General features: G+C 42.3%; 24 protein-coding genes. 9 read left to right on the forward strand and 15 right to left on the reverse strand.

Annotated features, from left to right (window positions below; genetic code table 11):
- Positions 1-54 precede the first annotated feature (54 nt).
- The gene (gene ligA, locus BDD30_RS04420; protein ID WP_015833553.1) at positions 55-2,073 is read right to left on the reverse strand and encodes an NAD-dependent DNA ligase LigA; all 2,019 of its coding nucleotides are present in this window, start codon (positions 2,071-2,073) and stop codon (positions 55-57) included.
- 61 nt (positions 2,074-2,134) lie between these two features.
- Complete coding sequence (gene zipA, locus BDD30_RS04425) at positions 2,135-3,046, reverse strand: cell division protein ZipA (RefSeq protein ID WP_015833552.1); 912 nt, start codon at positions 3,044-3,046, stop codon at positions 2,135-2,137.
- A gap of 250 nt (positions 3,047-3,296) precedes the next feature.
- On the opposite strand from zipA, the gene cysZ reads away from it, so the two are divergent.
- The 5 genes from cysZ (at position 3,297) to crr (ending at position 8,175) form a co-directional block, all read left to right on the forward strand.
- Positions 3,297-4,043 carry a sulfate transporter CysZ gene (gene cysZ, locus BDD30_RS04430; RefSeq protein ID WP_197535168.1) on the forward strand — a complete coding sequence of 249 codons (747 nt, stop codon included), beginning with the start codon at positions 3,297-3,299 and terminating at the stop codon, positions 4,041-4,043.
- A 121-nt stretch (positions 4,044-4,164) separates the two neighbouring features.
- Positions 4,165-5,118, forward strand: a complete 954-nt coding sequence (gene cysK, locus BDD30_RS04435) for a cysteine synthase A (protein ID WP_015833550.1) — start codon at positions 4,165-4,167, stop codon at positions 5,116-5,118.
- Positions 5,119-5,446: 328 nt separating this feature from the next.
- Positions 5,447-5,704 carry a phosphocarrier protein Hpr gene (gene ptsH / locus BDD30_RS04440; RefSeq protein WP_015833549.1) on the forward strand — a complete coding sequence of 86 codons (258 nt, stop codon included), beginning with the start codon at positions 5,447-5,449 and terminating at the stop codon, positions 5,702-5,704.
- Between the two features lie 184 nt (positions 5,705-5,888).
- On the forward strand, positions 5,889-7,616 hold the full coding sequence (gene ptsI, locus BDD30_RS04445; RefSeq protein WP_015833548.1) for a phosphoenolpyruvate-protein phosphotransferase PtsI: 1,728 nt from the start codon (positions 5,889-5,891) through the stop codon (positions 7,614-7,616).
- A 49-nt stretch (positions 7,617-7,665) separates the two neighbouring features.
- Entirely contained in the window at positions 7,666-8,175 is a 510-nt protein-coding gene (gene crr / locus BDD30_RS04450; RefSeq protein WP_015833547.1) for a PTS glucose transporter subunit IIA, read from the forward strand.
- Between the two features lie 343 nt (positions 8,176-8,518).
- Here the strand turns inward: crr and cysM are convergent, their stop codons facing one another.
- The 6 genes from cysM to BDD30_RS04485 form a co-directional block, all read right to left on the reverse strand.
- A complete protein-coding gene (cysM, locus tag BDD30_RS04460) occupies positions 8,519-9,400 on the reverse strand; it encodes a cysteine synthase CysM (protein WP_015833546.1) in 882 nt (293 codons plus the stop codon).
- Between the two features lie 139 nt (positions 9,401-9,539).
- Complete coding sequence (gene cysA / locus BDD30_RS04465; protein WP_041382745.1) at positions 9,540-10,628, reverse strand: sulfate/thiosulfate ABC transporter ATP-binding protein CysA; 1,089 nt, start codon at positions 10,626-10,628, stop codon at positions 9,540-9,542.
- 13 nt (positions 10,629-10,641) lie between these two features.
- Positions 10,642-11,487: a sulfate/thiosulfate ABC transporter permease CysW gene (gene cysW, locus BDD30_RS04470; protein ID WP_015833544.1), complete on the reverse strand. Its 846-nt coding sequence runs from the start codon at positions 11,485-11,487 to the stop codon at positions 10,642-10,644.
- Positions 11,487-12,320, reverse strand: coding sequence for a sulfate/thiosulfate ABC transporter permease CysT (gene cysT / locus BDD30_RS04475; RefSeq protein ID WP_015833543.1), 834 nt, complete (start codon positions 12,318-12,320; stop codon positions 11,487-11,489). The genes cysW and cysT overlap by 1 nt, the downstream gene beginning before the upstream one ends.
- A complete protein-coding gene (locus tag BDD30_RS04480; protein ID WP_015833542.1) occupies positions 12,320-13,342 on the reverse strand; it encodes a sulfate ABC transporter substrate-binding protein in 1,023 nt (340 codons plus the stop codon). Before BDD30_RS04480 ends, cysT begins: the two co-directional genes overlap by 1 nt.
- 295 nt (positions 13,343-13,637) lie before the next feature.
- The gene (locus BDD30_RS04485) at positions 13,638-14,246 is read right to left on the reverse strand and encodes an RpoE-regulated lipoprotein (protein ID WP_015833541.1); all 609 of its coding nucleotides are present in this window, start codon (positions 14,244-14,246) and stop codon (positions 13,638-13,640) included.
- A gap of 183 nt (positions 14,247-14,429) precedes the next feature.
- On the opposite strand from BDD30_RS04485, the gene BDD30_RS04490 reads away from it, so the two are divergent.
- Positions 14,430-14,846 (forward strand): YgiW/YdeI family stress tolerance OB fold protein, encoded by a 417-nt coding sequence (locus BDD30_RS04490; protein WP_041381691.1) that lies wholly within the window; start codon positions 14,430-14,432, stop codon positions 14,844-14,846.
- Positions 14,847-14,889: 43 nt separating this feature from the next.
- On the opposite strand, the gene BDD30_RS04495 is transcribed toward BDD30_RS04490, so the two are convergent.
- Positions 14,890-15,321: a GNAT family acetyltransferase gene (locus BDD30_RS04495; RefSeq protein WP_015833539.1), complete on the reverse strand. Its 432-nt coding sequence runs from the start codon at positions 15,319-15,321 to the stop codon at positions 14,890-14,892.
- A gap of 138 nt (positions 15,322-15,459) precedes the next feature.
- Between BDD30_RS04495 and hemF the strand changes: the two genes are divergently transcribed.
- From hemF to BDD30_RS04510, 3 genes are all read left to right on the forward strand, one after another.
- Positions 15,460-16,368, forward strand: a complete 909-nt coding sequence (gene hemF, locus BDD30_RS04500) for an oxygen-dependent coproporphyrinogen oxidase (protein ID WP_015833538.1) — start codon at positions 15,460-15,462, stop codon at positions 16,366-16,368.
- Between the two features lie 231 nt (positions 16,369-16,599).
- The gene (prtS, locus tag BDD30_RS04505) at positions 16,600-17,712 is read left to right on the forward strand and encodes a metalloprotease PrtS (RefSeq protein WP_015833537.1); all 1,113 of its coding nucleotides are present in this window, start codon (positions 16,600-16,602) and stop codon (positions 17,710-17,712) included.
- A 159-nt stretch (positions 17,713-17,871) separates the two neighbouring features.
- Positions 17,872-18,189, forward strand: a complete 318-nt coding sequence (locus BDD30_RS04510) for a protealysin inhibitor emfourin (protein WP_015833536.1) — start codon at positions 17,872-17,874, stop codon at positions 18,187-18,189.
- A 21-nt stretch (positions 18,190-18,210) separates the two neighbouring features.
- Here the strand turns inward: BDD30_RS04510 and der are convergent, their stop codons facing one another.
- The 6 genes from der to rodZ form a co-directional block, all read right to left on the reverse strand.
- Positions 18,211-19,695, reverse strand: coding sequence for a ribosome biogenesis GTPase Der (gene der / locus BDD30_RS04515; protein WP_041381689.1), 1,485 nt, complete (start codon positions 19,693-19,695; stop codon positions 18,211-18,213).
- Positions 19,696-19,978: 283 nt separating this feature from the next.
- The gene (gene bamB, locus BDD30_RS04520) at positions 19,979-21,151 is read right to left on the reverse strand and encodes an outer membrane protein assembly factor BamB (protein ID WP_015833534.1); all 1,173 of its coding nucleotides are present in this window, start codon (positions 21,149-21,151) and stop codon (positions 19,979-19,981) included.
- A 13-nt stretch (positions 21,152-21,164) separates the two neighbouring features.
- Positions 21,165-21,785 carry a YfgM family protein gene (locus BDD30_RS04525; protein WP_015833533.1) on the reverse strand — a complete coding sequence of 207 codons (621 nt, stop codon included), beginning with the start codon at positions 21,783-21,785 and terminating at the stop codon, positions 21,165-21,167.
- Between the two features lie 11 nt (positions 21,786-21,796).
- Positions 21,797-23,074, reverse strand: a complete 1,278-nt coding sequence (hisS, locus tag BDD30_RS04530; RefSeq protein ID WP_015833532.1) for a histidine--tRNA ligase — start codon at positions 23,072-23,074, stop codon at positions 21,797-21,799.
- 120 nt (positions 23,075-23,194) lie between these two features.
- Complete coding sequence (gene ispG / locus BDD30_RS04535) at positions 23,195-24,316, reverse strand: flavodoxin-dependent (E)-4-hydroxy-3-methylbut-2-enyl-diphosphate synthase (RefSeq protein ID WP_015833531.1); 1,122 nt, start codon at positions 24,314-24,316, stop codon at positions 23,195-23,197.
- A gap of 70 nt (positions 24,317-24,386) precedes the next feature.
- A complete protein-coding gene (gene rodZ, locus BDD30_RS04540) occupies positions 24,387-25,382 on the reverse strand; it encodes a cytoskeleton protein RodZ (RefSeq protein WP_015833530.1) in 996 nt (331 codons plus the stop codon).
- Positions 25,383-25,449: the final 67 nt, after the last annotated feature.

Raw genomic sequence — 25,449 nt, forward strand, 5'->3', positions numbered from 1 at the left:
CGCACATTACGGATTATTGAGAAACCTCCCAATAATCCGTATGCAAACAAAAAATTATTCACCCAATAAACGGATCATTTCTTCTTCATCAATGACTGCGATATTTAGCTCATTAGCTTTAGCTAATTTTGAACCCGCAGCTTCACCCGCGATCACCAAATCTGTTTTCTTAGAAACACTGCCGGTAACTTTTGCCCCAAGCGCAATAAGTTTATCTTTGGCTTCATCTCTGGATAGCTGATGCAATGAACCAGTAAGCACAATTGTTTTACCTGCAAATGGGCTGTCAATCTTCTCAGCCTTTGTCACGGCAATCGGTTCCCAGTTAATTCCTATATTATCAATCAGATCATCAATAACTTTTTGATTATGAGGTTCATTGAAGAAGTGAACTACATGTTTCGCCACTACTTCGCCAACATCTTGAACTTCTTTCAACGCTTCTTCATCAGCGGCTCGTAATTTATTCAGATCACCAAAATAAGCGGCCAGGTTAGCTGCGGTCGCTTCCCCAACTTCACGGATACCCAAAGCATAAAGGAAACGGGCAAATGTGGTTTTCTTTGCTTTTTCCAATGCATCTACCACATTCTGAGCAGATTTCGGCCCCATACGATCAAGCCCAGTTAATTTACCCGCCGTAAGCCTGAAAAGATCTGCTGGGGTTTCGACATATTCTTTATCCACCAGTTGATCAATAATCTTTTCTCCCATACCGTCAACATCCATCGCCCGCCGGGAAACAAAGTGTCTAAGCGCTTCTTTACGCTGAGCACCACAGACTAAACCACCGGTACAACGTGCTACAGCTTCCCCTTCAATCTTCTCAATATCTGCCCCACATACTGGACAATATTCAGGGAAAATCACTTCATCACTGTCCTGCGGCCTTCTGTCCTCCACAACACCGACAACCTGTGGAATAACATCACCGGCACGACGGATAATAACAGTATCACCAATACGTAAACCTAAACGTTCAATCTCATCTGCATTATGTAATGTTGCATTACTAACCGTTACACCAGAGACCTGAACAGGTTCTAAACGCGCTACCGGTGTAATTGCACCAGTACGCCCAACTTGAAACTCAATATCGCGAACAATCGTCATTTGTTCCTGAGCAGGAAATTTGAATGCCGTTGCCCAACGTGGCGCACGGGCGACAAAGCCTAGCGTTTCCTGTAATTCCAGCGAATTCACTTTAATAACAACACCATCGATATCAAATCCCAACGTTGAGCGCTGATTTTCAATATTTCTGTAAAAATCAATAACTTGATTGCTATCAGTACAAACTCTAACTTTATCGCTGACCGGTAATCCCCATTTTTTAAACTGCATTAATCGCTCATAATGACTGGCCGGTAATTCTCCCCCTTCCAAAACACCAACACCATAACAGAGGAAAGCCAGTGGGCGTTTAGCGGTAATACGAGGATCAAGCTGACGTAGAGAGCCAGCCGCCGCATTACGTGGGTTAGCAAATACTTTTGCACCAGTGCGACGGGCCTCTTCATTCAGTTTCTCAAACCCGTTTTGTGGCATAAAAACTTCACCACGGACTTCAATACGGGCAGGAATATTTTCTCCAATCAGACGCAACGGAACCGCGTTAATCGTTCGTACATTCGATGTAATGTTTTCTCCCGTTGTTCCATCACCACGGGTTGCCGCTCGCACCAGTTCACCATTTTCATACAACAAACTAACAGCCAGACCATCCAGTTTCAGCTCACAGCAAACGACTAAATCCTGAGTATCTTTCAAGCGATCACGTACCCGCTTATCAAACGCCAAATAACTCTCCTCATCGAATACGTTATCCAGTGACAGCATAGGAATTTCATGGCGGACTTGTTCAAAAGCAGCCAGAGGAGCAGCACCAACTCGTTGGGTTGGTGAATCAGATGTAATCAGTTCAGGATGCTGTCCTTCAAGAGTCTTCAGTTCCTGCATTAACCGATCATATTCTGCATCAGAGATCTCTGGCGCATCCATGACATGATACAGATATTCATGATGACGCAATGTTTTTCTGAGATTTTCTATTTGTTGAGCAGTTGATTTCATAACTTATAGCCAGCGATAAAAAGCCCCCGGCTGGCGGGGGCTTGAATGTTCGATAAGTTGATTATACCTGAGCATCGAGTGTGCTGCGAATACGGGCCTTATATAATTCGATTTTTTGCGGAGTTAGCATTTTGCGTTCATCATCAAGCACCACTCCTCCAACATCGGAAGCAATGCGCTGGGCCGCCTGCAACATTAACTTAAAATTCTGATTCGATTCTCCGTAAGAGGGTACCATCATAAACATAGAAACCCCTGGAGTGGTAAAATCAACCATCGCTTCAGGATTAAATGAACCTGGTTTCACCATATTAGCAAGACTGAATAACACCGGACCACTGCCTGATGGATTTAAATGACGATGAAAAATCTGCATTTCTCCAAACTGGAAACCAGATTGCAAAATACTTTGCAGCAGAGATTCACCATTTAATACCTGACCTTGGTGTGCTGCCACATGAAGAACCAAAACAATTTCTTTCAATTGGTTCTGCCCTTCTTCTGCGTTACTTCCCTCTTTTTTTGCCATTTCCTGAGACTTTTCTTCCGCCACTGGAGTTTGCTCAAACTCGTCCAGCTCTTCAGATTCAAACAGTCCAAGCTGCGGTTCCTGCTCTTCTTGTACTGTTTTTCTAGTTGCCGCTTCAGACCGACGACCAACCAGTAGCGGATCATGACTCTCTTCAGGAACTACAGCATCAATTGACTGACGGCGCTCAATCACCGGTTCAGCTTTATGCTCCTGATAGGGTTTCACCTGCTTATGGGCGTAAGGCTTTTGTTGATTGTCGAACACTTCATCTTCGCTGTCATCGACGAAACTATTCTGACGATCAGGTTTATGACGTTTAACTGGGCGATCACGAAAAAGCGAAGAACGCTCTTTACGGTTGGTCCACAACCCATGTAACAGCAAAGCTATTATTGCTATCGCACCAACAATGATTAATATCAGACGCAAATCCTGCATCATTGCTATCTCTGTTGTTTAAATTAATATGCCACCACGGCAGAACATTTTCTGTATTAACTCTATTTGTCAAATAACACAAGTGCAAGCTTATACACACTTTTCTTCTCAGAAACATGCCTGACAAGCATTTTTTGCGTTTTTTTTATACAGAACTAGGCTAGTCAGTCGAAAATCCTGCCTATATGATAGCGTTTCAATCATACAGAAGAGAATAGGAAGTATGCTTAATTTGACAAAACCGCCCAAAAATTTGAGCGGCTTTCAATATTTGATGAAAGGTTGCAGATTAATTACTCGACGTGGCATTAAAAGATTCGTTCTATTGCCCTTGCTGGCAAATATTTTGTTACTTGGTGGTTCATTCTGGTGGCTCTACCAGAAACTCGGAAACTGGGTCCACTGGATATTGAACAAAGTACCAGATTGGATGCAATGGCTGAGTTATATTTTATGGCCGCTGGCAGTGATTTCCATTCTGCTAATTTTTACTTATTTCTTCAGTACGATAGCAAATTTTATAGCCGCACCATTTAATGGCTTGCTGGCAGAGAAGCTGGAAGCGGATTTAACCGGAATCCCTGCACCAGATACCGGAGTTATAGAACTGGTAAAAGACGTTCCGCGTATCCTAAAACGGGAATTAGCAAAACTGCTCTATTATATCCCACGCGCTCTGCTATTACTGCTTCTTTATTTTATTCCTGTTATTGGACAAACTGTCGCACCTGTTATCTGGTTTATTTTCAGTGCCTGGATGTTGTCAATTCAATATTGTGATTATCCATTCGATAACCACAAAGTCAGTTTTCCCGCAATGCGTAACGCCCTCCGCCAAAATAAAATAGAGAATCTGCAATTTGGTGCCACGGTGAGTATTTTTACAATGATCCCTATTGTCAACTTAGTAGTTATGCCAATCGCAGTATGCGCTGCCACTGCGATGTGGGTGGATCGTTACCGCGATAAGCATGCAACTCATATTATGCAAAAATATTAATTTAAAGTTATTCTTTTAGACGATAAGAATATATTTAATCTATATTTCCATAAATTGATTGCTGGCGTATTATTAACCGGATATCACCAAAGATATCACTAAAGGGAGTTGAAAAACGAGTATGAGTAAAATTTATGAAGATAATTCTTTAACTATTGGTCGTACCCCGTTAGTTCGCTTAAAACACTTTGGTAATGGACGTATTCTGGCAAAAGTGGAATCCCGTAATCCCAGCTTTAGTGTGAAATGTCGTATCGGTTCTAACATGATTTGGGATGCTGAAAAACGCGGTATTCTGCAACCAGGAAAAGAATTGGTAGAGCCAACGAGTGGCAATACCGGGATAGCACTTGCTTACGTTGCTGCCGCTCGTGGTTACAAATTAACGCTGACGATGCCTGAAACCATGAGTATCGAGCGTCGTAAGTTGCTAAAAGCTCTGGGAGCAAATTTAGTGCTGACTGAAGGCGCTAAAGGCATGAAAGGTGCCATTGAGAAAGCTAATGAAATTCAGGCAAGCGATCCCGATCGCTATATCATTCTGCAACAGTTCAGTAATCCAGCAAACCCAGAAATTCACGAAAAAACCACTGGCCCAGAAATCTGGGAAGATACAGATGGTGAAGTAGATGTCTTTGTTACTGGTGTAGGTACCGGCGGTACACTAACCGGTGTCGCCCGTTATCTCAAAAACACCAAAGGTAAAAATATTACCGCAGTGGCAGTAGAACCCGAAGACTCCCCAGTCATTAGTCAGACGTTGGCCGGTGAAGAAATAAAACCAGGCCCACATAAAATTCAAGGTATTGGTGCCGGCTTTATTCCAGACAACCTTGATCTAAAACTGGTTGATCGAGTTTTCAAAATCAGTAACGAAGAAGCTATCAAAACTGCCCGTGAAATCACGAAGAAAGAAGGTATTCTGGCGGGTATTTCTTCTGGTGCGACCGTTGCAGCTGCCGTAAAACTTTCTCAGGAGCCAGAATATCAAGATAAAAATATCGTTGTTATTCTGGCTTCATCAGGTGAACGTTATCTGAGCAGCGTACTGTTTGCCGACTTATCCGATGAATAAAAGTATCTGAGTAAATTACTTAGTTTTATTGATAAAAAAGCACCTAAATGGTGCTTTTTCTGTGTGGTAGATCAAATTTTTACACTTTGCCAGATGATTTCTTACAATGGGTTTAGTATTTAACCAATAATAATTATTTCGATGCTCGAAATTAATTAACAGAAGTAGTAGTTTCGGTTAAGGAATTCTGCGATCTATCTTTACTTCAAACTATCAATCAGAAGCATCGAAAAAAACAATTTTTTGATAATGAATACTCAAGTTAAGATTTACCTACTACACATAGTCTTAGCTTAACAGCAGAAATCTAAGTTATTGAGGAAACGTTATGTTCCAGCAAGAAGTTACTATTACCGCGCCAAATGGTCTACACACCCGCCCCGCTGCCCAGTTTGTTAAAGAAGCAAAAAGTTTCACCTCCGACATTACGCTAACTTCTGGCGGCAAAACTGCCAGTGCGAAGAGCCTGTTTAAACTGCAAACTTTAGGACTGACTCAAGGTACCGTTGTGACCATTTCTGCTGAAGGTGAAGATGAGCAAAAAGCAATCGAACATCTGGTTAAATTGATGGCAGAACTGGAATAACAATCTGTTAGCCACAAAGCCAGTCAAGATTCAGACGTTATGAATAAACCGATATTCACTTAGCCGTCTTCCATCCCCGGATAAACCTTTATCTGGGGATGTCAGTTTAAATGCATATCCTAAACAGCAAACCATTTGCAGGCTGGCTCTTTTAAAAAATAATTATTAGTAGTTAGGTAACATTATGATTTCAGGTATCTTAGTATCACCAGGCATCGCTTTCGGTAAGGCTCTATTACTGAAAGAAGACCCCATCATTATTAATCAAAAAAAAATCAACCAAGAACAAGTCGAACAAGAAATCTCCTACTTCAAGCAAGGTCGTGAAAAAGCCTCATCCCAATTAGAAATAATCAAGAACATAGCAGCAAAAAACCTCGGAGAAGAAAAAGCTGAAATCTTCGAAGGACATATCATGCTGCTGGAAGATGAAGAACTTGAACAAGAAATTATTTCATTCATCAAAAATGAACTCAAAACTGCGGATGCTGCGGTTTACTCCGTCATTGAAACTCAGGCTCATGCTCTTGAAGAACTGGATGATGAATACCTGAAAGAACGGGCTACAGATGTGCGAGATATCGGTAAACGCCTGTTGAAGAACATTCTAGGTATGCCTATTGTCGATCTTGGTTCGATTTCTGAAGAAGTCATTCTAGTTGCCAGCGACCTAACCCCCTCTGAAACTGCACAGCTCAATCTGGAAAAAGTGCTTGGTTTCATTACTGATTTTGGTGGCCGCACCTCCCACACATCAATCATGGCCCGCTCTCTCGAACTGCCAGCAATTGTGGGTACCACTCATGCGACAACAGAAATCCAAAATGGCGATTACCTAATCCTAGATGCGGTAAATAACCATATTTATGTTAACCCATCCGATACAGACATTGAGCAGCTAAAAAAAACTAAAAATGAATATCTGGCAGAAAAAGCTGAACTTGCAAAACTGAAAGATCTGCCAGCCATTACACTTGATGGTCATCAGGTTGAAGTCTGCGCCAATATCGGTACTGTTCGGGATGTTGCCGGTGCTGAACGCAATGGCGCTGAAGGTGTTGGTTTATACCGCACAGAATTTTTATTTATGGATCGTGATTCACTGCCAACAGAGGAAGAACAATTCCAAGCTTATAAAGCCGTTGCTGAAGCAATGGGCAGCCAAGCAGTTATTATACGCACGATGGATATCGGCGGTGATAAAGATCTACCCTATATGAACCTACCGAAAGAAGAGAACCCATTCCTCGGTTGGCGTGCAATTCGCATTTGCCTTGATCGAAAAGAGATCTTACATTCTCAGTTACGTGCTATTTTACGTGCATCTGCTTTCGGTAAATTACGTATTATGTTTCCAATGATTATTTCTGTAGAAGAAGTACAGGAGCTGAAAGCAGAACTTGAATTGCTGAAAGGTCAATTACGTGAAGAAGGTAAAAAATTCGATGAAGCAATTGAAGTGGGCGTGATGGTAGAAACACCAGCTTCAGCAGTTATTGCTCGTCACCTGGCAAAAGAAGTTGACTTTTTCAGTATTGGGACAAACGATTTAACTCAGTATACTCTCGCTGTAGACCGCGGTAACGAGTTGATTTCTCATCTTTATAACCCGATGCTACCAGCAGTATTGAGCCTGATTAAGCAAACCATTGATGCTTCACACGCTGAAGGTAAATGGACGGGGATGTGTGGCGAGCTTGCAGGTGATGAACGTGCTACACTGTTGTTATTAGGTATGGGGCTAGATGAGTTTAGTATGAGTGCGATTTCTATTCCCGGCATCAAAAAAATCATTCGTAATACGCGTTACGAAGATGCAAAGGCACTGGCTGAACAGGCCCTTTCTCAGCCAACCGCTAAGGGATTGATGGAGTTAGTTGATACCTTCATTAAGGAAAAAACACTTTGCTAACAATATTCGGTTAAAACGCGGTCCAGTATAAACAATTAGGAGAAGATTCATGGGTCTGTTTGATAAACTGAAATCTCTGGTTTCAGATGATAAAAAAAACAGCGGCACTATTGAAATAATCGCGCCTTTGTCTGGTGAGATTGTCAATATTGAAGATGTTCCAGATGTTGTTTTCGCCGAGAAAATTGTCGGTGATGGTATCGCTATAAAACCTGCTGGCAATAAGATAGTTGCACCAGTTGATGGGACTATTGGTAAAATCTTTGAAACCAACCATGCGTTTTCTATCGAATCGGACAGCGGTATTGAGCTATTTGTCCACTTTGGTATAGATACGGTTGAGCTTAAAGGTGAAGGCTTTAAGCGCATTGCTGAAGAAGGTCAGCGTGTACAGAAGGGAGATTTAGTTTTGGAGTTCGATCTTAAACTCCTTGAGGAAAGAGCGAAATCAACTCTGACACCTGTTGTTATTTCTAACATGGATGAAATTAAAGAATTATCCAAACTGAGTGGCTCTGTCACTGTTGGCGAAACCCCCATCATGCGGATTAAAAAGTAGCAATACTTTTATTCCATATAAAAATACCATGTTCATCTTAAAAAACAGCCGACAATTGCGGCTGTTTTTTCATCCCGTTATTTAACCTATCCAACCTTCCCATTTAATAATCAGGTAATATGGGCAGGGTTTACCTTATTGAAGCTATTACTTTTTCCTCTACTTGCTCTAATTTTTTGATAGCTGCCAACATAACAGAACTCATGTTGGCTGCTACTCACCCCAGTCATATAGTTATCTATACGCCTGGAGATTCGTTCACTTGCCGCCGCGTTGCAACTCGAAATCTATTGGGTATACATGATATAAATTCAGAACGACATTGACGGATATTTTAATCAGATTAATTAAATACTCCGGTAGAAAGATACCTGTCACCACGATCACAGATAATTGCAACAATGATAGCGCCCGGATTCTGTGCTGCCACTTTTAATGCGCCAGCAATAGCACCACCAGAACTAACCCCACAAAAAATTCCTTCTTTCTGAGCTAATAAACGCATGGTATCTTCAGCTTCCTTCTGATCAATATCCAACACCTGATCCACCAGCTCCTGCTGAAAAATACCAGGCAGATAGGCTGGCGACCAACGACGAATACCTGGAATATGGCTATTTTCCGCTGGTTGTAATCCAATAACTTGCACACTATCAGACTGACTTTTCAAATAGCGACTAACACCGGTAATCGTCCCCGTTGTTCCCATGCTGGAAACAAAATGTGTAATGCGCCCTCTTGTCTGTTGCCAAATTTCTGGTCCCGTAGTAGTAAAATGTGCTAACGGATTATCCGGGTTATTAAATTGATCAAGAACCTTACCTTCACCATTGCGCTCCATTTGTTGCGCTAAATCACGTGCACCTTCCATACCCACTTCTTTACTCACCAAAATCAGTTCTGCACCATAAGCGCGCATAGAAGCTTGACGTTCAAGACTCATATTGTCAGGCATCAATAATTTAAGCTGATAACCTTTTATCGCAGAGATCATTGCCAACGCAATACCTGTATTTCCACTCGTTGCTTCAATTAATACGTCACCAGGAGAAATTTCACCTCGTAATTCAGCCTGCTGAATCATTGACAGTGCTGCTCTGTCTTTTATTGAACCCGCAGGGTTATTACCTTCAAGTTTTATCCATATTTCCACACCCAACTGATCGGTCATTCGTTGTAATTTTACCAGCGGGGTATTACCTATAAAGTGTTCCAAGCTTGCCACAGCTATTACCTAATTTTTATTTAATAGAAAAGCGAAATAACCATATTCAGAAATATATCACAAGACTTTAAATAAAAAATGCTCATCTCTTGGCGGTAAAGAGATGAGCAAATGGTACCAACCAAAATTTAAATTATTATCAAGCGGTCTGGGCTAAACTAAGGGCTTGCAGTTGTTTATCACCAGCATATAAACGTGCTTCAGTACCCCCAATAAAATAACGGCTTCCCCTCGCCGGTACTGAGGCTTCATCAAACCAAATAATAGCAACTGGCTCCTGATGCCAACCCAGAGGCTGAACGGAAAGCTGCCAAAAATGCCCACGAGGACTGACCTCAGTCACCTGTACCGGCAGTGGGCTAGATGGTGTAGGCTGCGAATTCATCATGACCTCCCACGGACGCAGGAAGACATCAACACTCCCCTGATGGATTGGGGTCACATTGAGGGGCAAGTGTTGTCCACCAATCAAAAGCTGAGAACCTTTAATCTCACCACGAAAGTGGTTAACCTCCCCCAAGAACTCCATGACAAAACGACTTGCCGGATAGCGCCATACCTCTTGTGGTGTACCTACTTGTTCAATATTACCTTGGCTCATGACAACAATCCGATCAGCCACTTCCATAGCTTCTTCCTGATCATGAGTCACAAAAACGCTGGTAAATTTTAATTCTTCATGGAGCCGACGCAACCAACGACGTAATTCCATTCTTACCTGAGCATCCAGTGCACCAAAGGGCTCATCCAGTAATAAAATTTGTGGTTCAACAGCCAGTGCCCTTGCCAATGCTACCCGTTGCTTTTGTCCCCCAGAAAGCTGCGACGGATAACGTTCAGCAAGATGAGTCAATTGCACCATTTCCAATAATTTCATCACCTTACGGCGAATATAAGCCGTATCAGGACGCTTACGTCGCGGAAGTACTGTCAGCCCAAAGGCAACGTTATCAAATACAGTCATATGCCGAAACAACGCATAATGCTGAAATACAAATCCAACCTGCCGTTCTTTTGCATGCATACGGCTAACATCCTGCCCGTGGAAACTCAGTTTTCCTGAAGTCTGCTGTTCCAGACCTGCAATAATCCTTAACAAGGTTGTTTTACCGGAGCCTGACGGACCAAGCAAAGCGACCATTTCTCCGGAAAAAATATTCAGAGTGATATCGCTCAGAACCTGAGTGCGACCAAAATATTTACTGATATTGTTAATTTCAATACTCATATTCGCTTCTGCCTTAACCATGCTGGCGGTTTAACCGCCATTGCAAAGCACTTTTAACAACTAATGTGATAATTGCCATCAACGCCAGCAATGCCGCCGCGGTAAATGCCCCTACGGTATTGTAATCTTGATGCAATAATTCAACCTGCAACGGCAATGTGTAAGTTTCACCACGAATAGCACCAGACACTACTGAAACAGCACCAAATTCACCAATCGCCCGGGCATTGGTCAAAACCACACCATATAACAACGCCCAACGGATATTTGGTAACGTCACCCGCCAAAACATTTTCCAACCAGATGCTCCCAGCAATATTGCTGCTTCATCTTCCTGGCTCCCTTGACTAAGCATCATTGGCACCAGTTCTCGAACAACAAACGGGCAAGTAACAAATACTGTCACCAGCACCATTCCCGGCCAGGAAAACATCAATTGGATATCATAGGCCTCCAGTACACTCCCAGCCCAACCATTCGAACCATAAAATAATAGGTAGAGCAAACCAGCCACTACCGGCGAAACAGCAAATGGAATATCAATTAACGTCAGCAAACATTGCCGCCCAGGAAACTGAAAACGTGTTACCAACCAAGCAATCATTACGCCAAAAATCAGGTTTACCGGAACCGTGATCAATGCAATCAATACCGTTAACCAAATGGCATGCAACATATCAGGATCTAAAAGATTCTGAGCGACTACGCCAATTCCTTTAGAAAAGGCTGTCATAAAGATCCACACAATGGGTATCACTAACAGTAAGACTGAAAACAGTACTCCTGTTGCGATAAGTGCCCATTTCCCCCAATTCACAGGAGGTCGTTGCACCACATAAGATTCGGATAATTCGACCATTAATGCCCTCCAATCCGCTTACCAAAGCGGCTTTGTAAGGTATTAATGCTAAACAGTAATATCAAGGATACAGCCAATATGACTGATGCAATGGCACTCGCAGCCGGATAATCAAACTCCTGTAAGCGAATAAAAATCATCAACGATACTACTTCTGTCTGCCATGCGATGTTACCTGCAATAAAGATCACTGCGCCAAATTCTCCCAAACTACGGGTAAAAGAGAGCGCGGCTCCCGCAATTAAAGCTGGAGATAATTCCGGTAATACTACTCGCCAGAAAGTCTGCCAACGGCTTGCGCCCAACGTCTGAGCGGCTTCTTCATACTCTGGCTCTAACTCTTCAAGTACTGGCTGAATCGTTCTTACCACAAATGGCAAGCTTGTAAATGCCATCGCTACCGCAATACCCAGCCAAGTATTCACTACTTTCACATCAAAATGCCCAAGCAGTGAACCATACCAACCGGTAGCAGAAAATAAGGTTGCTAATGTCAGACCGGCTACCGCAGTAGGTAACGCAAAAGGGAGATCCATCAAACCATCCAGTAAGCTACGACCGGGGAAACGATAGCGAGTGAGTACCCATGCCATTAGCATACCAAATACCGCATTAAACAAGCTGGCAGCCGCCGCTGCTAATAATGTGACTTTATAAGCCGCCACCACTTGAGGATTAGCAATAACCTGCCAATACTGTTCCCAGGTCATACTAGAAAGCTGCACAACCAATGCACTCAAGGGCAATAATAAGATCAGACAGGTATAGAACAAACTGCTGCCTAAACTCAGCCCAAAACCAGGCAATACCCGCTTACTGGAAACCGTAAACATTACTTATTCCCTTCTGCCAACAATTGATCCAAAGTACCACCAGTGTTAAAGTGAATTTTCATCACCTGCGGCCAACCACCAAACTGCTCTTCCAGCCGGAACAATTTGGTTTCTGGAAATCGGGCTTTCTGCTGCTCCATCACTTTCTTATCACTGACACGATAATTAAAACTGGCGATGATCCGCTGTGCCTGTGGGCTATAAAGATAATTCAGATAAGCCTTAGCCGCTTCCTCAGTGCCATTTTTCATAACATTCTTATCAACCCAAGCCACAGGGAATTCAGCCAGAATATCTACCGACGGGACGATCACTTCGTATTTGTCGTCACCATATTGTTTACGGATATTATTTACTTCAGATTCAAAACTTATCAGCGCATCACCCAAACCCCGCTCAATAAATGAAGTCGTTGCACCACGGCCTCCAATATCAAACACAGTGACATTTTTCAGGAAACGCTTCATCCACTCACGGGTTTTCCCCTGATCACCGTGATTTTTTTGTTGCATCGCTCCCCAGGCAGCCAGATAGGTGTAACGGCCATTACCGGAAGTTTTAGGGTTTGGGAAGACTAATTTGACATCCTTATGTACTAAGTCGCTCCAATCATGAATATTTTTAGGATTACCTTTGCGTACCAAAAATGCCATCGTGGAATAGTAAGGTGAACTGTTATTCGGCAGACGGTTTTGCCAGTCAGCTGGGATTAAACCGCCACGATCATGCAAAATTTGTACATCTGTCACTTGATTGTAAGTCACTACATCAGCCCGCAATCCTTGAATAATTGCCAGTGCCTGTTTGGAAGAACCTGCGTGGGATTGTTTAATTAGCAATTTGTCTTGTGGATGCAGTTCATTCCACCGTTTTTCAAATTCAGGATTAAGTGCAGAAAATAGCTCACGCGCAACGTCATAAGAGCTATTTAACAACTCTACAGCAAAGGCATTACCGCTGCTCAATAAAGTTACGGCTACTAGTCCGTTTAGTATTTTATTTTTCACTGAATACTTTTTCATTGCTCACCTTAGTGCCTATCTCAGCAGGGGTTATTGGTGCAGGAAAACAACATAGCCTAATGAAAGGTTCTTAACCTGTTATCTCACTCAAAACACGCCAGTCACTAATGTATCCAGTTTATTTATAACAGGGTAGATAACTATCGCTGTTTAATATACCGAATTGCAATTAGAAAGCATGAAACGCAATAAGCTGGCAAAAATAGTAAGGTTTTTAAATGAAAAATGCGGGCCTGCTACGGCTCCGCACAACATAATATGAAGAAAGAACGATGCTCCAATCAACAATAGCTCTTTATTGCTCCCAGACTATACGTTCCACTTTCCAGTTTTTCAGCACATCATCAGAAGGAATCAAACCTTCAGGACCATCCCAATTACCTGTAAACAGATAACTGACATTTTTGCTCTGCGGAGATACGCAGATAATCGCTTTCTTCTCTGATTCACTAACCGTATTTCGACAAGCACCAAATGCTTTGTTATAAAGCGCCGAGAATGGAGTACCAATCTTTGTTCCCCAAACGGTTTTAACGTCTTTATCTAACACATCAATACGACTAACCTTTCCACCGGCCTGACCGAAAAGTTCTATTTTCAATTGATTGCCGTCCATTGCTTGAAATACCGTCATCAACTGACCATTTTTAGTCGCCATACCACTACGTAAATGGTACTTCCCATCCAGCCCTTTATCTATCGCGTCTTTATTGATTACCGTCAGTGCATTTATTTCTCCAACTCCCTGATCTGAGATTTGTAGTGAATTACCAAACCAGCTAAAAGGCGACAAATCCGACCATGAAAAACCAGATGAACCCGCACAACCGGCCAATAACAATGAGCTACCTATTATGGCAAAACGTAATCCTGACAATATGTTAGCGAAAGAAAACTCCGGCATAACTGACCCCTTTTGATTAAATACAAGGATGGCTTACTGAGACACCACACCTGATCGTTAGTTTCAGAGAGCAAAAAAGTTTGCTTATTACTAACAATAGGTAAATATTATATTGATTAAATATCACTTCGCGGTATCCTTCTTTTCCCAAGAAAAAACCATTACTATTACAAGGTCAATATGATGAAAAAAACATTCGTAACCACCGCCTTAATAGCTCTATTCAGTGCGCCATTAATGGCTCAAACCTCACATATGCAATCTGGCGGTTTTTCTGGCCCAAATGCTACACAACCCCAAACCCAGACAGCACCACAAGGTGGTTTTATCGATAACAATGTAAAAATATCGACTACTGAACAAGTTAAAAATATGTGGGATGACAGCTGGGTTGTACTGGAAGGAAATATTGAATCCCGTATCCGTGGTGATCACTTCATATTCCGTGATAACTCAGGCGTCATTGAAGTCGAAATTGATCATAAGTATTGGAATGGTCAAACAATAACACCTCAGGATAAAGTCCGCCTTGAAGGTGAAGTTGATAAAGAGTGGAGTTCCACAACCGTTGATGTGAAAAAAGTGACTAAATTGCACTAATGATTTGTGGCTGAATGACACTCATTCAGCCACATGACTCAACTCAATATTCCTGATCAATAATCAGACGCTTACTGAAAATAACACTTTCCTGATGGCGATCTTCATATTCCAGCTTTTCACACATATAGAGAATGGCATCATTATCCTCAGGAACAATAAAAATTATTTTCGGGCAACCACGAGCCATCAGCTTCTTTTCCAACCGGGAGACCAATGCATTTGCAATTCCCCGCCCCCGGAATTCAGGATGAACCCCTAAATAATAAGCCGAACCCCGGTGACCATCATAACCACCCATAACAGTCCCAACCACTTCACCAGCCACTTCCGCGACTAAAAACAGGTCAGGATCATGAGTCAATTTACGCTCAATATCCACTTCAGGATCAACACCAGGATTAAGTAAATCGCAGCGTTCCCATAAGGTGATCACTTCTTCAAAATCATCTTGTCGAAATACCCGAATTTCCATCCCTAACCAACCTGTTTTTATTGAAATAACAATTTTCTCATTATCTCCGCTTTAACCTCGGAATCAATACGAAAATGCCTTCTCTATCACCAATAGGTATAATATGGTATATCACCGCATTACAATGAGAAAAGAGTAATGAACACACCAAACATTAATCAAATTAAATCTTTTTTCCTTTCATTACAGGATAAAATTTGCCAGCAATTGGAACAAGCAGACGGCACGGCAAAATTTACAGAACAGAGCTGGCAACGCAAAGAAGGCGGCGGTGGCCGCAGTCGAATTATGCAAGAAGGTACAGTATTCGAACAAGCAGGCGCTAATTTTTCCCATATATCAGGAACCAGACTCCCCGTATCAGCAACATCTTATCGCCCTGAATTAGCGGGTCGCAGTTATCAGGCAATGGGAATCTCTGTGGTTATTCATCCTTTAAATCCATATATACCAACCAGCCATGCTAACGTCCGGTTCTTTATTGCAGAAAAAGAAGGTGAATCTCCAGTATGGTGGTTCGGTGGAGGTTTTGATTTAACACCCTATTATGGCTTTGAGGAAGACGCTATTCACTGGCACACTACCGCCAGCAATATATGCCAGCCATATGGCGAAGATATTTACCCAAAATATAAAAAATGGTGTGATGATTATTTCTATATTAAACATCGTAATGAAGCTCGTGGAATTGGCGGTCTATTTTATGATGACTTAAACACCCCTAACTTTGAATATTGTTTCAACTTTACTCAAGATATAGGTAAAGGTTTTCTTCATGCCTATTTACCTATTGTAGAAAAAAGGAAAAGCCTATTATGGGGTGAACGTGAACGACAATTCCAATTATATCGCCGTGGTCGCTACGTAGAATTTAACTTAGTTTGGGACAGAGGAACTCTATTTGGATTACAAAGCGGTGGACGAACAGAATCCATATTAATGTCTATGCCACCTTTAGTACGCTGGGAATATGATTATCACCCTGAACCTGGATCTGCGGAAGCCTCTTTATATACTGACTTTCTACCAGTAAAACGCTGGATATGATTTTTTATAATGTTAGGAATATTACATACAATTATTCCTAACTAGTTATATTTTTAATACGACCAATACAAAAATCCCTCACACAAATGATATAACAATTTATTAACAACCCTTTAACATAAAAGAAGCATATCACCCTGATGACTATCAGCTGGAAACGTGTTTAATATGAAACCGTACTTAAAGAGTACCTCTTATTAAAAATCTAATAATTTATTCCAGGAGATATTTATGCAAATACAAAACAATAACTACAAGGGTTTAATACCACCGTACATTCTGCAAAATATTTATAACAATAATAGCGACAGTGAAAAACACAAGGCATTAATGACGTTAAATCATACCAATAGTTTAATGTTGAATAGTGTTATTGAAACCATAGAGCCATCTGATAAAGATGACAAAGTTGTCAGTACAACTCTACATCGTTCTATTCACGATGCAGAAAATAAACGCAAGTTGCCAGGAAAGTTAGTACGAGATGAAGGCGATCCAGATAATGGAGATAAATCAGTTGATAACGCATATAAATATTTAGAAGCAACTTATAATTTCTATAAAGAAGTTTTTAATCGCAATTCATTAGATGATAAAGGAATGAAATTGATTGCCACTGTGCATTATGGCCAAGAATATATGAATGCATTCTGGGGCGACGGTCAAATGGTATTTGGCGATGGAGATGGAAAACTTTTCAATGATTTCACAACATCTATTGATGTTATCGGCCATGAATTATCTCATGGTGTTATTGAAAAAACCGCAGACTTGGTCTATTTCTTCCAGTCTGGATCATTGAATGAATCAATAGCGGATGTTTTTGGCTCATTAGTAAAACAACATTATTTGAAACAAAAAGCTGACGAAGCCGATTGGATTATAGGCAGTGGGTTACTGGGCAAAGACGTTAAAGGTGTAGGGATTCGCTCAATGAAAAACCCCGGCAGTGCATATGATGATAAGGATCTCGGTAAAGATCCACAGCCTGGTCATATGGATGATTATAAAGACCTGCCGATTTTTAGAGATAATGGTGGTGTTCATATCAATTCAGGTATTCCTAATAAAGCCTTCTATAATCTGGCGACAAAATTAGGTGGATATTCCTGGGAGAAAGCAGGAAAAATATGGTACAACACATTGTTGGATAAAGATCTTGCACGTGATGCTAACTTCTCATCCTTCGCTAAATTAACAATTAAACATGCTCGTGAGTTATTTGATGAGGATGTTGAAAAAGCAACGATTGACAGTTGGAAAGAAGTGGGTGTTAAAGTAGAGGAAGATAAGGGCGACAAGGACAAAAATAAAGATAAAACTAAGGATAAAACTGAAGATTAATCTATCAACATATCGCTGGTTTAATGCCAGCGATATTTTATTATTTGTAATACCTGACTAGTAAAAAATATATCTAATAGAAGATGCCAAAATTGTTAACGACGAATTTCACGCTATACTAAAGAGATGTGAAAAATAACCGTAAGAAACTGGTATATCATGAATAATAAAACTTTCAAACTCACAACTGATAGTAAAATCACAATTTCCCTACAAGGAGGATTTGCCTCTACACCCGGCCTTAACCAAGATAAGGTTGTGAATTTAAATTCATTGTCTCCGCACCAACTGCAATTATTTCGTCAAGCCATAGAACAAGACTTCTCTGATTTCATGCCGCCATCACCATATCCTGATCAACATTATTATCTGCTCCACATTGTCACTGGAAATGAAGAACACTACCTAACCTTTCCAGAGTTAGATGCACCAGAAATAATTACCCAGATATGGGATGCTCACAAAAAGGGTGGTTAATACCACCCTTTCCTTTTTGAATTAACGCTTTTTTAGGTGAGCCATCAGACGCTTACGTTTACGCATCTGATTTGGTGTCAACGTATTACGTTTGTCTGCATACGGGTTTGCCCCTTCTTTAAACTGAATCCGAATAGGTGTCCCCATCACGTTCAGGGATCGACGGAAATAGTTCATCAGATAGCGTTTATAAGAATCAGACAAATTAGTTACTTGATTACCGTGGATCACAACGATTGGTGGATTATAACCACCAGCATGCGCATATTTCATTTTCACCCTGCGGCCACGGATCATTGGCGGCTGATGATCTTCTTCAGCCATACGCATAATACGGGTTAATAATGAGGTACTTACACGGCGAGTCGCGCAATCATAAGCCTCAAGAATCGAGTCAAACAAGTTACCCACACCACTACCATGCAAAGCAGAAATAAAATGGACTCTAGCGAAATCAACAAAACCAAGACGATAATCAAGCATCTCTTTCACTTGCTCTTTATCTTCCTGTGACATGCCATCCCATTTATTGACCGCAATAACTAACGAGCGCCCACTGTTCAATATAAAACCCAGCAACGACAAATCCTGATCAGAGATGCCTTCACGCGCATCAATCACCAGTAACACAACATTAGCATCCTCAATCGCCTGAAGCGTTTTGATTACTGAAAATTTTTCAACTGTTTCAGTAACCTTACCCCGCTTACGCACACCCGCGGTATCAATCAGAACATATTCTCGGCCATCGCGTTCCATTGGGATATAAATGCTGTCACGAGTGGTACCCGGCATGTCATAAACCACCACCCTCTCTTCACCTAAGATACGGTTAGTCAACGTAGATTTCCCTACGTTTGGCCTGCCGACAATTGCTAATTTCAATGGCAGAGTTGATGGATCAAAATCATCTTCCTCTTCTTCTGCCATCTCAGACTCATTCTGTTCCTGTTCAGCCCAATATGCTGCGTTCGCTTGTTCTTCGGTCAGCTCAACCTCTTCTTCCTCATCTTTACCGGAGAAAGGCAGCAATACCCGTTCGATAAGCTGGGTTACACCACGGCCATGAGAAGCAGCGATGGAATATATATCACCCAATCCGAGCGAATAAAATTCAGCAATGGATGTATCAATATCAATACCATCGGTTTTATTTGCAACCAAGAAAGTCGCTTTTTCACGGCTACGCAGATGTTTTGCTATAGCATGGTCTGCTGGCATTAAACCAGCACGGGCATCTACCATAAACAAAACAATGTCGGCCTCTTCAATCGCCATCAAAGATTGTGCTGCCATATGTGTTTCAACACCATCTTCTGTACCATCGATACCTCCGGTATCAATGATGATAAATTCCTGCCCTTCGACCTCAGCTCGACCATATTTACGGTCACGGGTCAAACCTGGGAAATCCGCTACCAGCGCATCTCTTGTACGAGTTAAACGGTTAAATAATGTGGACTTACCCACATTTGGGCGCCCTACCAGAGCGACGACAGGTATCATTTGTTGATGCCTCATGACTTAAATTTGAAATCAGTATCTTGCTGCTTATGGTTAACGCAACAGAATACTAAAAAGACGAAACGGCTCCTGTTCTTTTCAGGAGCCGTGGAACAATAACAACTCTTTATACCCTTCATCCTTCAAGTTGCTGCTTTGTTGGCTGCTTTCACTCACCCCAGTCACAAAGTTATCTATGCTCCTGGGGATTCGTTCACTTGCCGCCGCGCTGCAACTCGAAATCTATTGGGTATATCTTATTTCGATAAATAGATAGTAAAAATACTCAACGGGTAAACAGATAAACTGAGCCGTCTTTCGCCTGTACCATCAGTTTATCGCTGGCAACAACCGGACGACTCATTAAGCCAGAACTATCAACTTTATGCTGAGCAACAAACTTACCATCATCCATATTCAACCAGTGCAAATAACCTTCACTATCACCAACAACTAAATAGCCATTATACATTTCAGGTGCAGTCAGATTACGGTGCTGTAATTTTGTCTGAGTCCACAGCGTCACACCATCACTTTGACGCAGACTCATAACACGATCGTTTTGATCAACAATGTAAATATTATCACCAGAAACAACCATTTCGTTCACTGAACCCAAATCGCGTTTCCAGAGAATTTGACCTGAACGCATATCAAGCGCCACCAGATTACCATTATATGCTATTGCATATATCACACCCTCTGAAATAACGGGCGTCATATCAATATCATTAAGACGGCCAATTTCTGTAGAGCTGGTTACCTGAGAAATACGTTGTTGCCAAATCAGTTGCCCCTGAGAAATCAGGATAGCATTGATACGGCCATTATCTCCTCCCACAATTGCTGCACCATAAGCCACAGCAGGAGCCGATTCACCACGCAATGATAATGATGGCGTGTCCATATTAACAGACCACTGAATTTTACCATCTGACTCATTCAATGCCTGCAACATACCGTTGCTGGTATGAATCAACACTAAACCATCGCTCACAACCGGGCGCGACAATGCCTCACCGGCAACTTCAGATTCCCAAGCAACCTGACCATCCGCCGTATTCAGTGCAATCACTTTCGCACGTTCAGTACCTACATATAAATGATCCCCGGAAACCGTCAGACCACCAGAGAGCAACGCAGGTATGCGGGAAGAGAGAAAACCTGCTTTTTCAGCGAGATTTACCGACCATATCTCTTTGCCACTATCAATATCCAGCGCCTTAACGATGCCATTACGATCAGCAACATAGACAACAGAACCTTGCCAGGTTGGTGTCAAATGAGAGTAATAACGACCTACACCATCACCTACGGATTTATCCCAAACAACATGTGGGTTAAATTGATTTTCAACCTGTGGTAACGGTGACATAGTTACCGTATCCTGCTCACTTGCACAACCAGCTAATAGAACGGAAGTAACCAGACCAACCAAGAGTGTTTTACGCAATTGCATTGAAGAAATCCCCTTAGCTGGATAAGTTATTCAATTTAAGATTTAACATCGATTTGATCGCCTGAGATGGATTTGCTGCCAAACCTTTGGTATAGGCGGCACGAGCACCAGCAATATCGCCTTTTTTCAACAATGCATCACCACGGACATCCTCTGCGACTGCAATCCATCCAGAACCTTTCACCTGTTCAAGTGTTTTCAGTGCAACATCCGCTTTATCTTCTGCTAATTGAACCCTGGCCAAACGAATATTAACCAGAGACTGCAAATTTTCACTTTTTGTCTGCCCAACCGCTGTAGACAAAAACTGCTCCGCTTTAGCTAACTCATTCTTTTCAACAGCAAGCTTAGCCAGTTGCATATAAGCCATTACGCCATAACTATTATTCGTTTCACTGGCAAATTTCTCAACGGCAGTATTGCTCTCTTTTGTACCAGACAATAATCCACTATTTACCTGTTCAAAAGCTTCAGCACTTGTCTGCAACTGATTTGTCTGATGGGATTGCCAGTAACGCCAACCAATCAGTGCGCCAGCACCCAGCACCAACCCGAAAACCAACGCCTTACCATTATTGGCAAAAAAGCGGCGGATCGCGTCAACTTGTTCATTCTCATTGGTATAGACTTCCACAGAGTCTCTCCTTAGCCTAACAGTTCAGCCAAACGAGCTGCAATTTCGCCTTGCGACAACGTCTGTTGTTCGCCTGTACGTAAATCTTTAATGGCTACCTGACCAGAGCGTATTTCATCCTCACCAAGGATCAACGCAATTTTAGCGCCATGTTTATCTGCACGCCCTAGTTGCTTCTTAAAATTACCTCCGCCGTGGTTCATCATCAGGCGCAATTGAGGCAACATATCACGTACCTGTTCAGCCAAAATCAATGCTGCCTGCTGACTACCTTCACCGAAAGAAGCCAGATAAACATCAGCAACTGACAGCTCCGCCATAAATGCTGGGTTAATTTCCTGCACCAACAGAACCAAACGCTCCATTCCCATGGCAAAACCCACAGCCGGAGTCGAGCGGCCACCCAACTGTTCAACCAGCCCGTCGTACCGGCCACCAGCACAGACAGTCCCCTGAGCCCCAAGAGCCGTTGTCACCCATTCAAATACCGTGCGGTTATAATAATCCAGACCGCGAACCAAACGCTGATTAATCCGGTACTTGATACCAGTCGCATCAAGAAGTGCGCACAGGCTATTAAAATGCTCCTTTGATTCGGCATCAAGATAATCAAACAGTTCCGGCGCATTATTAAGAAGTTGCTGAACTTCAGGATTTTTCGAATCCAAAACACGCAATGGATTGCTGTACATACGACGCTTGCAATCTTCATCTAGCTTATCTTTATGCTGCTCAAGGAAAGCAACCAGTGCTTCGCGATAGCTAGCACGCGCTTCCAATGAACCAATAGAGTTCAGCTCAAGCGTTACATGTTCAGAAATACCAAGCTCACGCCACCAGCGGGCGGTCATTAAAATCAGTTCAGCATCAATATCAGGCCCCTGAAGACCAAATACTTCAGCACCTAATTGGTAAAATTGACGATAACGGCCTTTTTGGGGACGCTCATAACGAAACATTGGCCCGATATACCATACGCGCTGTTCCTGATTGTACAGAAGACCATGTTCAATACCGGCACGCACACAACCTGCGGTATTTTCAGGACGTAAAGTCAAACTTTCACCATTGCGATCATCAAAGGTGTACATCTCCTTTTCAACCACATCAGTCACTTCCCCGATAGCACGTTTAAATAATGGGGTCTGCTCTACAATCGGTGTGCGGATCTCACTATAACCATAACCCGCAAGCACTCGTTTCAAAGTATTTTCAATACGCTGCCAGATGGCAGTATCTGCTGGCAAGTAGTCGTTCATGCCACGGAGAGCTTGGATATTTTTTGCCACGTCTTATCTCTGTTAATAATTCAAAAATGATGTTGATTATAGAAGCGAATAGTGATGAGGTTCAATTAGCAAACAAAAGCAACACTAGCTCACAATAACTATGAGCCAGTGTCAGATTTATTATTTATCTAATTGACTTATTTCAATACGCTTATTCTCATCCAGCATTGATGCCTTAGCACGGATCTTAGCCTCAAGCTGATCGATCATATCAGCATTATCGAGACGCTCTTTCTGCCGTATTCCATCTTCATAAAAACCACTTTTCGTCTTAGCGCCGGTGACGCCCAAAGTGGAAACTTCCGCTTCACCCGGCCCATTGACCACACAACCAATGATCGAAACATCCATCGGTGTCAATAAATCTTCCAGGCGCTGTTCCAAAGCATTAACTGTACCGATAACATCAAATTCCTGACGAGAACAGGTTGGACAAGCAATAAAATTAATGCCACGGGAACGAATACGTAGTGCCTTAAGAATGTCAAAACCGACTTTGACTTCCTCAACCGGATCGGCGGCTAGTGAAATACGCAGGGTATCACCGATACCTTCTGACAGAAGAATCCCCAAACCAATGGCCGATTTTACAGAGCCGGCACGAGCACCACCGGCTTCTGTGATGCCAAGATGTAATGGCTGATCGATCTTCTGAGCCAGCAAACGATAAGCTCCAACCGCCAGAAATACATCAGACGCTTTTACGCTGATTTTGAACTGATCAAAATTAAGTCTGTCGAGAATATCCACATGACGCATAGCCGATTCCACCAAGGCTTCTGGCGTTGGCTCACCATATTTTTCCTGAATATCCTTTTCCAATGATCCGCCATTCACACCAATACGGATTGGGATACTTTTATCACGAGCAGAAGCCACAACCTCACGGATACGTGCCTCATTACCGATATTACCCGGGTTAATACGTAGACAATCAACACCGTATTCGGCAACTTTAAGTGCAATACGGTAATCAAAATGAATATCTGCAACCAAAGGAACATTAACTTGCTGCTTAATCAGCTTAAATGCTTCTGCTGCGTCCATCGTTGGTACTGATACTCGGACAATATCAACCCCAACACGTTCCAGCGACTTAATCTGTTTAACCGTTGCTTCCACATCTGTAGTGCGTGTGTTTGTCATTGACTGCACCGCAATTGGTGCATCATCCCCGACTGGCACATTCCCTACATAAATACGCGTAGATTTGCGTCTTTTTATCGGCGATTCATTATGCATACCGGTGTTTCTCCCATACTTCCATGTGCTTACTTATGAAATAACAATTAATGCTGTACTACCAAGGCATTTACTGTGTTTCTGGCACTTTAAGACGCGCAATACGACCCGCCTTAATGAAACTGCTCAAATCGACAGCCTGCCCTTGGAACTGCACATCCACTGCCGCTGGGGCACCAATAGTTAACTTATAAGGCAATGAACCGGAAAGGTTCAGACTATCACCCTTCTTTTTAGTTCCGCTAAACAGCGTTTTCCCATGAGCATCAGCAACCTGCAACCAGCAGGATGCTTTAAAATTCATCACCAATTTATCACTACCAGTCACTACCGCTGATCTATTTTCCACAACATCGGGTATTTGAGCTGTATTCTGATTAATTGAATTAGTTGGTAATGGGGCAGTCATCTGTGGCTGAACTTCAGGTGCTTCCCCTGCCTGCTTGTGAGTTGATATTACAGGTTGAGTCGCTTCTCCACTATTATTATTCGCTTGCGCGGTATTTTCTGTTGAGACAACAGGCACCTGCGGCTCACTGGTCTGCAATTGTGTTGTTTGCTCGTGATTTCCCGCAGATAAATCCACCGCGTTAGTATTTTGCTGAGCAATCTGCACTGCCGACTGATCAGCCATCGAAATCAATTCCTTCTGCTGAGCTGTGTGGTTTTGCCACCACCATGCTCCTGTCAAACTAATCACCACCAAAATAATTAGCCACGTAATCCGCATTAACCAGTTGTCACGCTTTTTACGTTTCTTACCCAATGAAAAACTCTGCATTGGTGAAACTTTTGCTGTTTTCGCCGGAGTATGTTTATCCAAAATTGCCAAGATTTCTGCCTCTGGAATTTGTACCAACTTAGCATAAGAGCGCACATAACCACGTAGAAAAGTCGGCACCATATTGGCCGGTATATTGTCCTCTTCAATATCGCGAATAGTGGAAAGTTTCAGACACAGGCGATCAGCCACAGTCTGCTGAGTTAGCCCGTGTTGTTCGCGAGCCTGACGCAGGAGGTGACCTGCTGTTAAGTGAGCTTGTTCTGGAGTCGTTTCAGTATTCATTAGCAAGAAGATGCAGCACTGTTCAGGTTGTGAAAAACTTCGCGCCGGCTTCTTGCGATAATTTTTA

Origin of the sequence: Photorhabdus asymbiotica (assembly GCF_003634575.1) — a bacterium.
Lineage (GTDB): Bacteria > Pseudomonadota > Gammaproteobacteria > Enterobacterales > Enterobacteriaceae > Photorhabdus > Photorhabdus asymbiotica.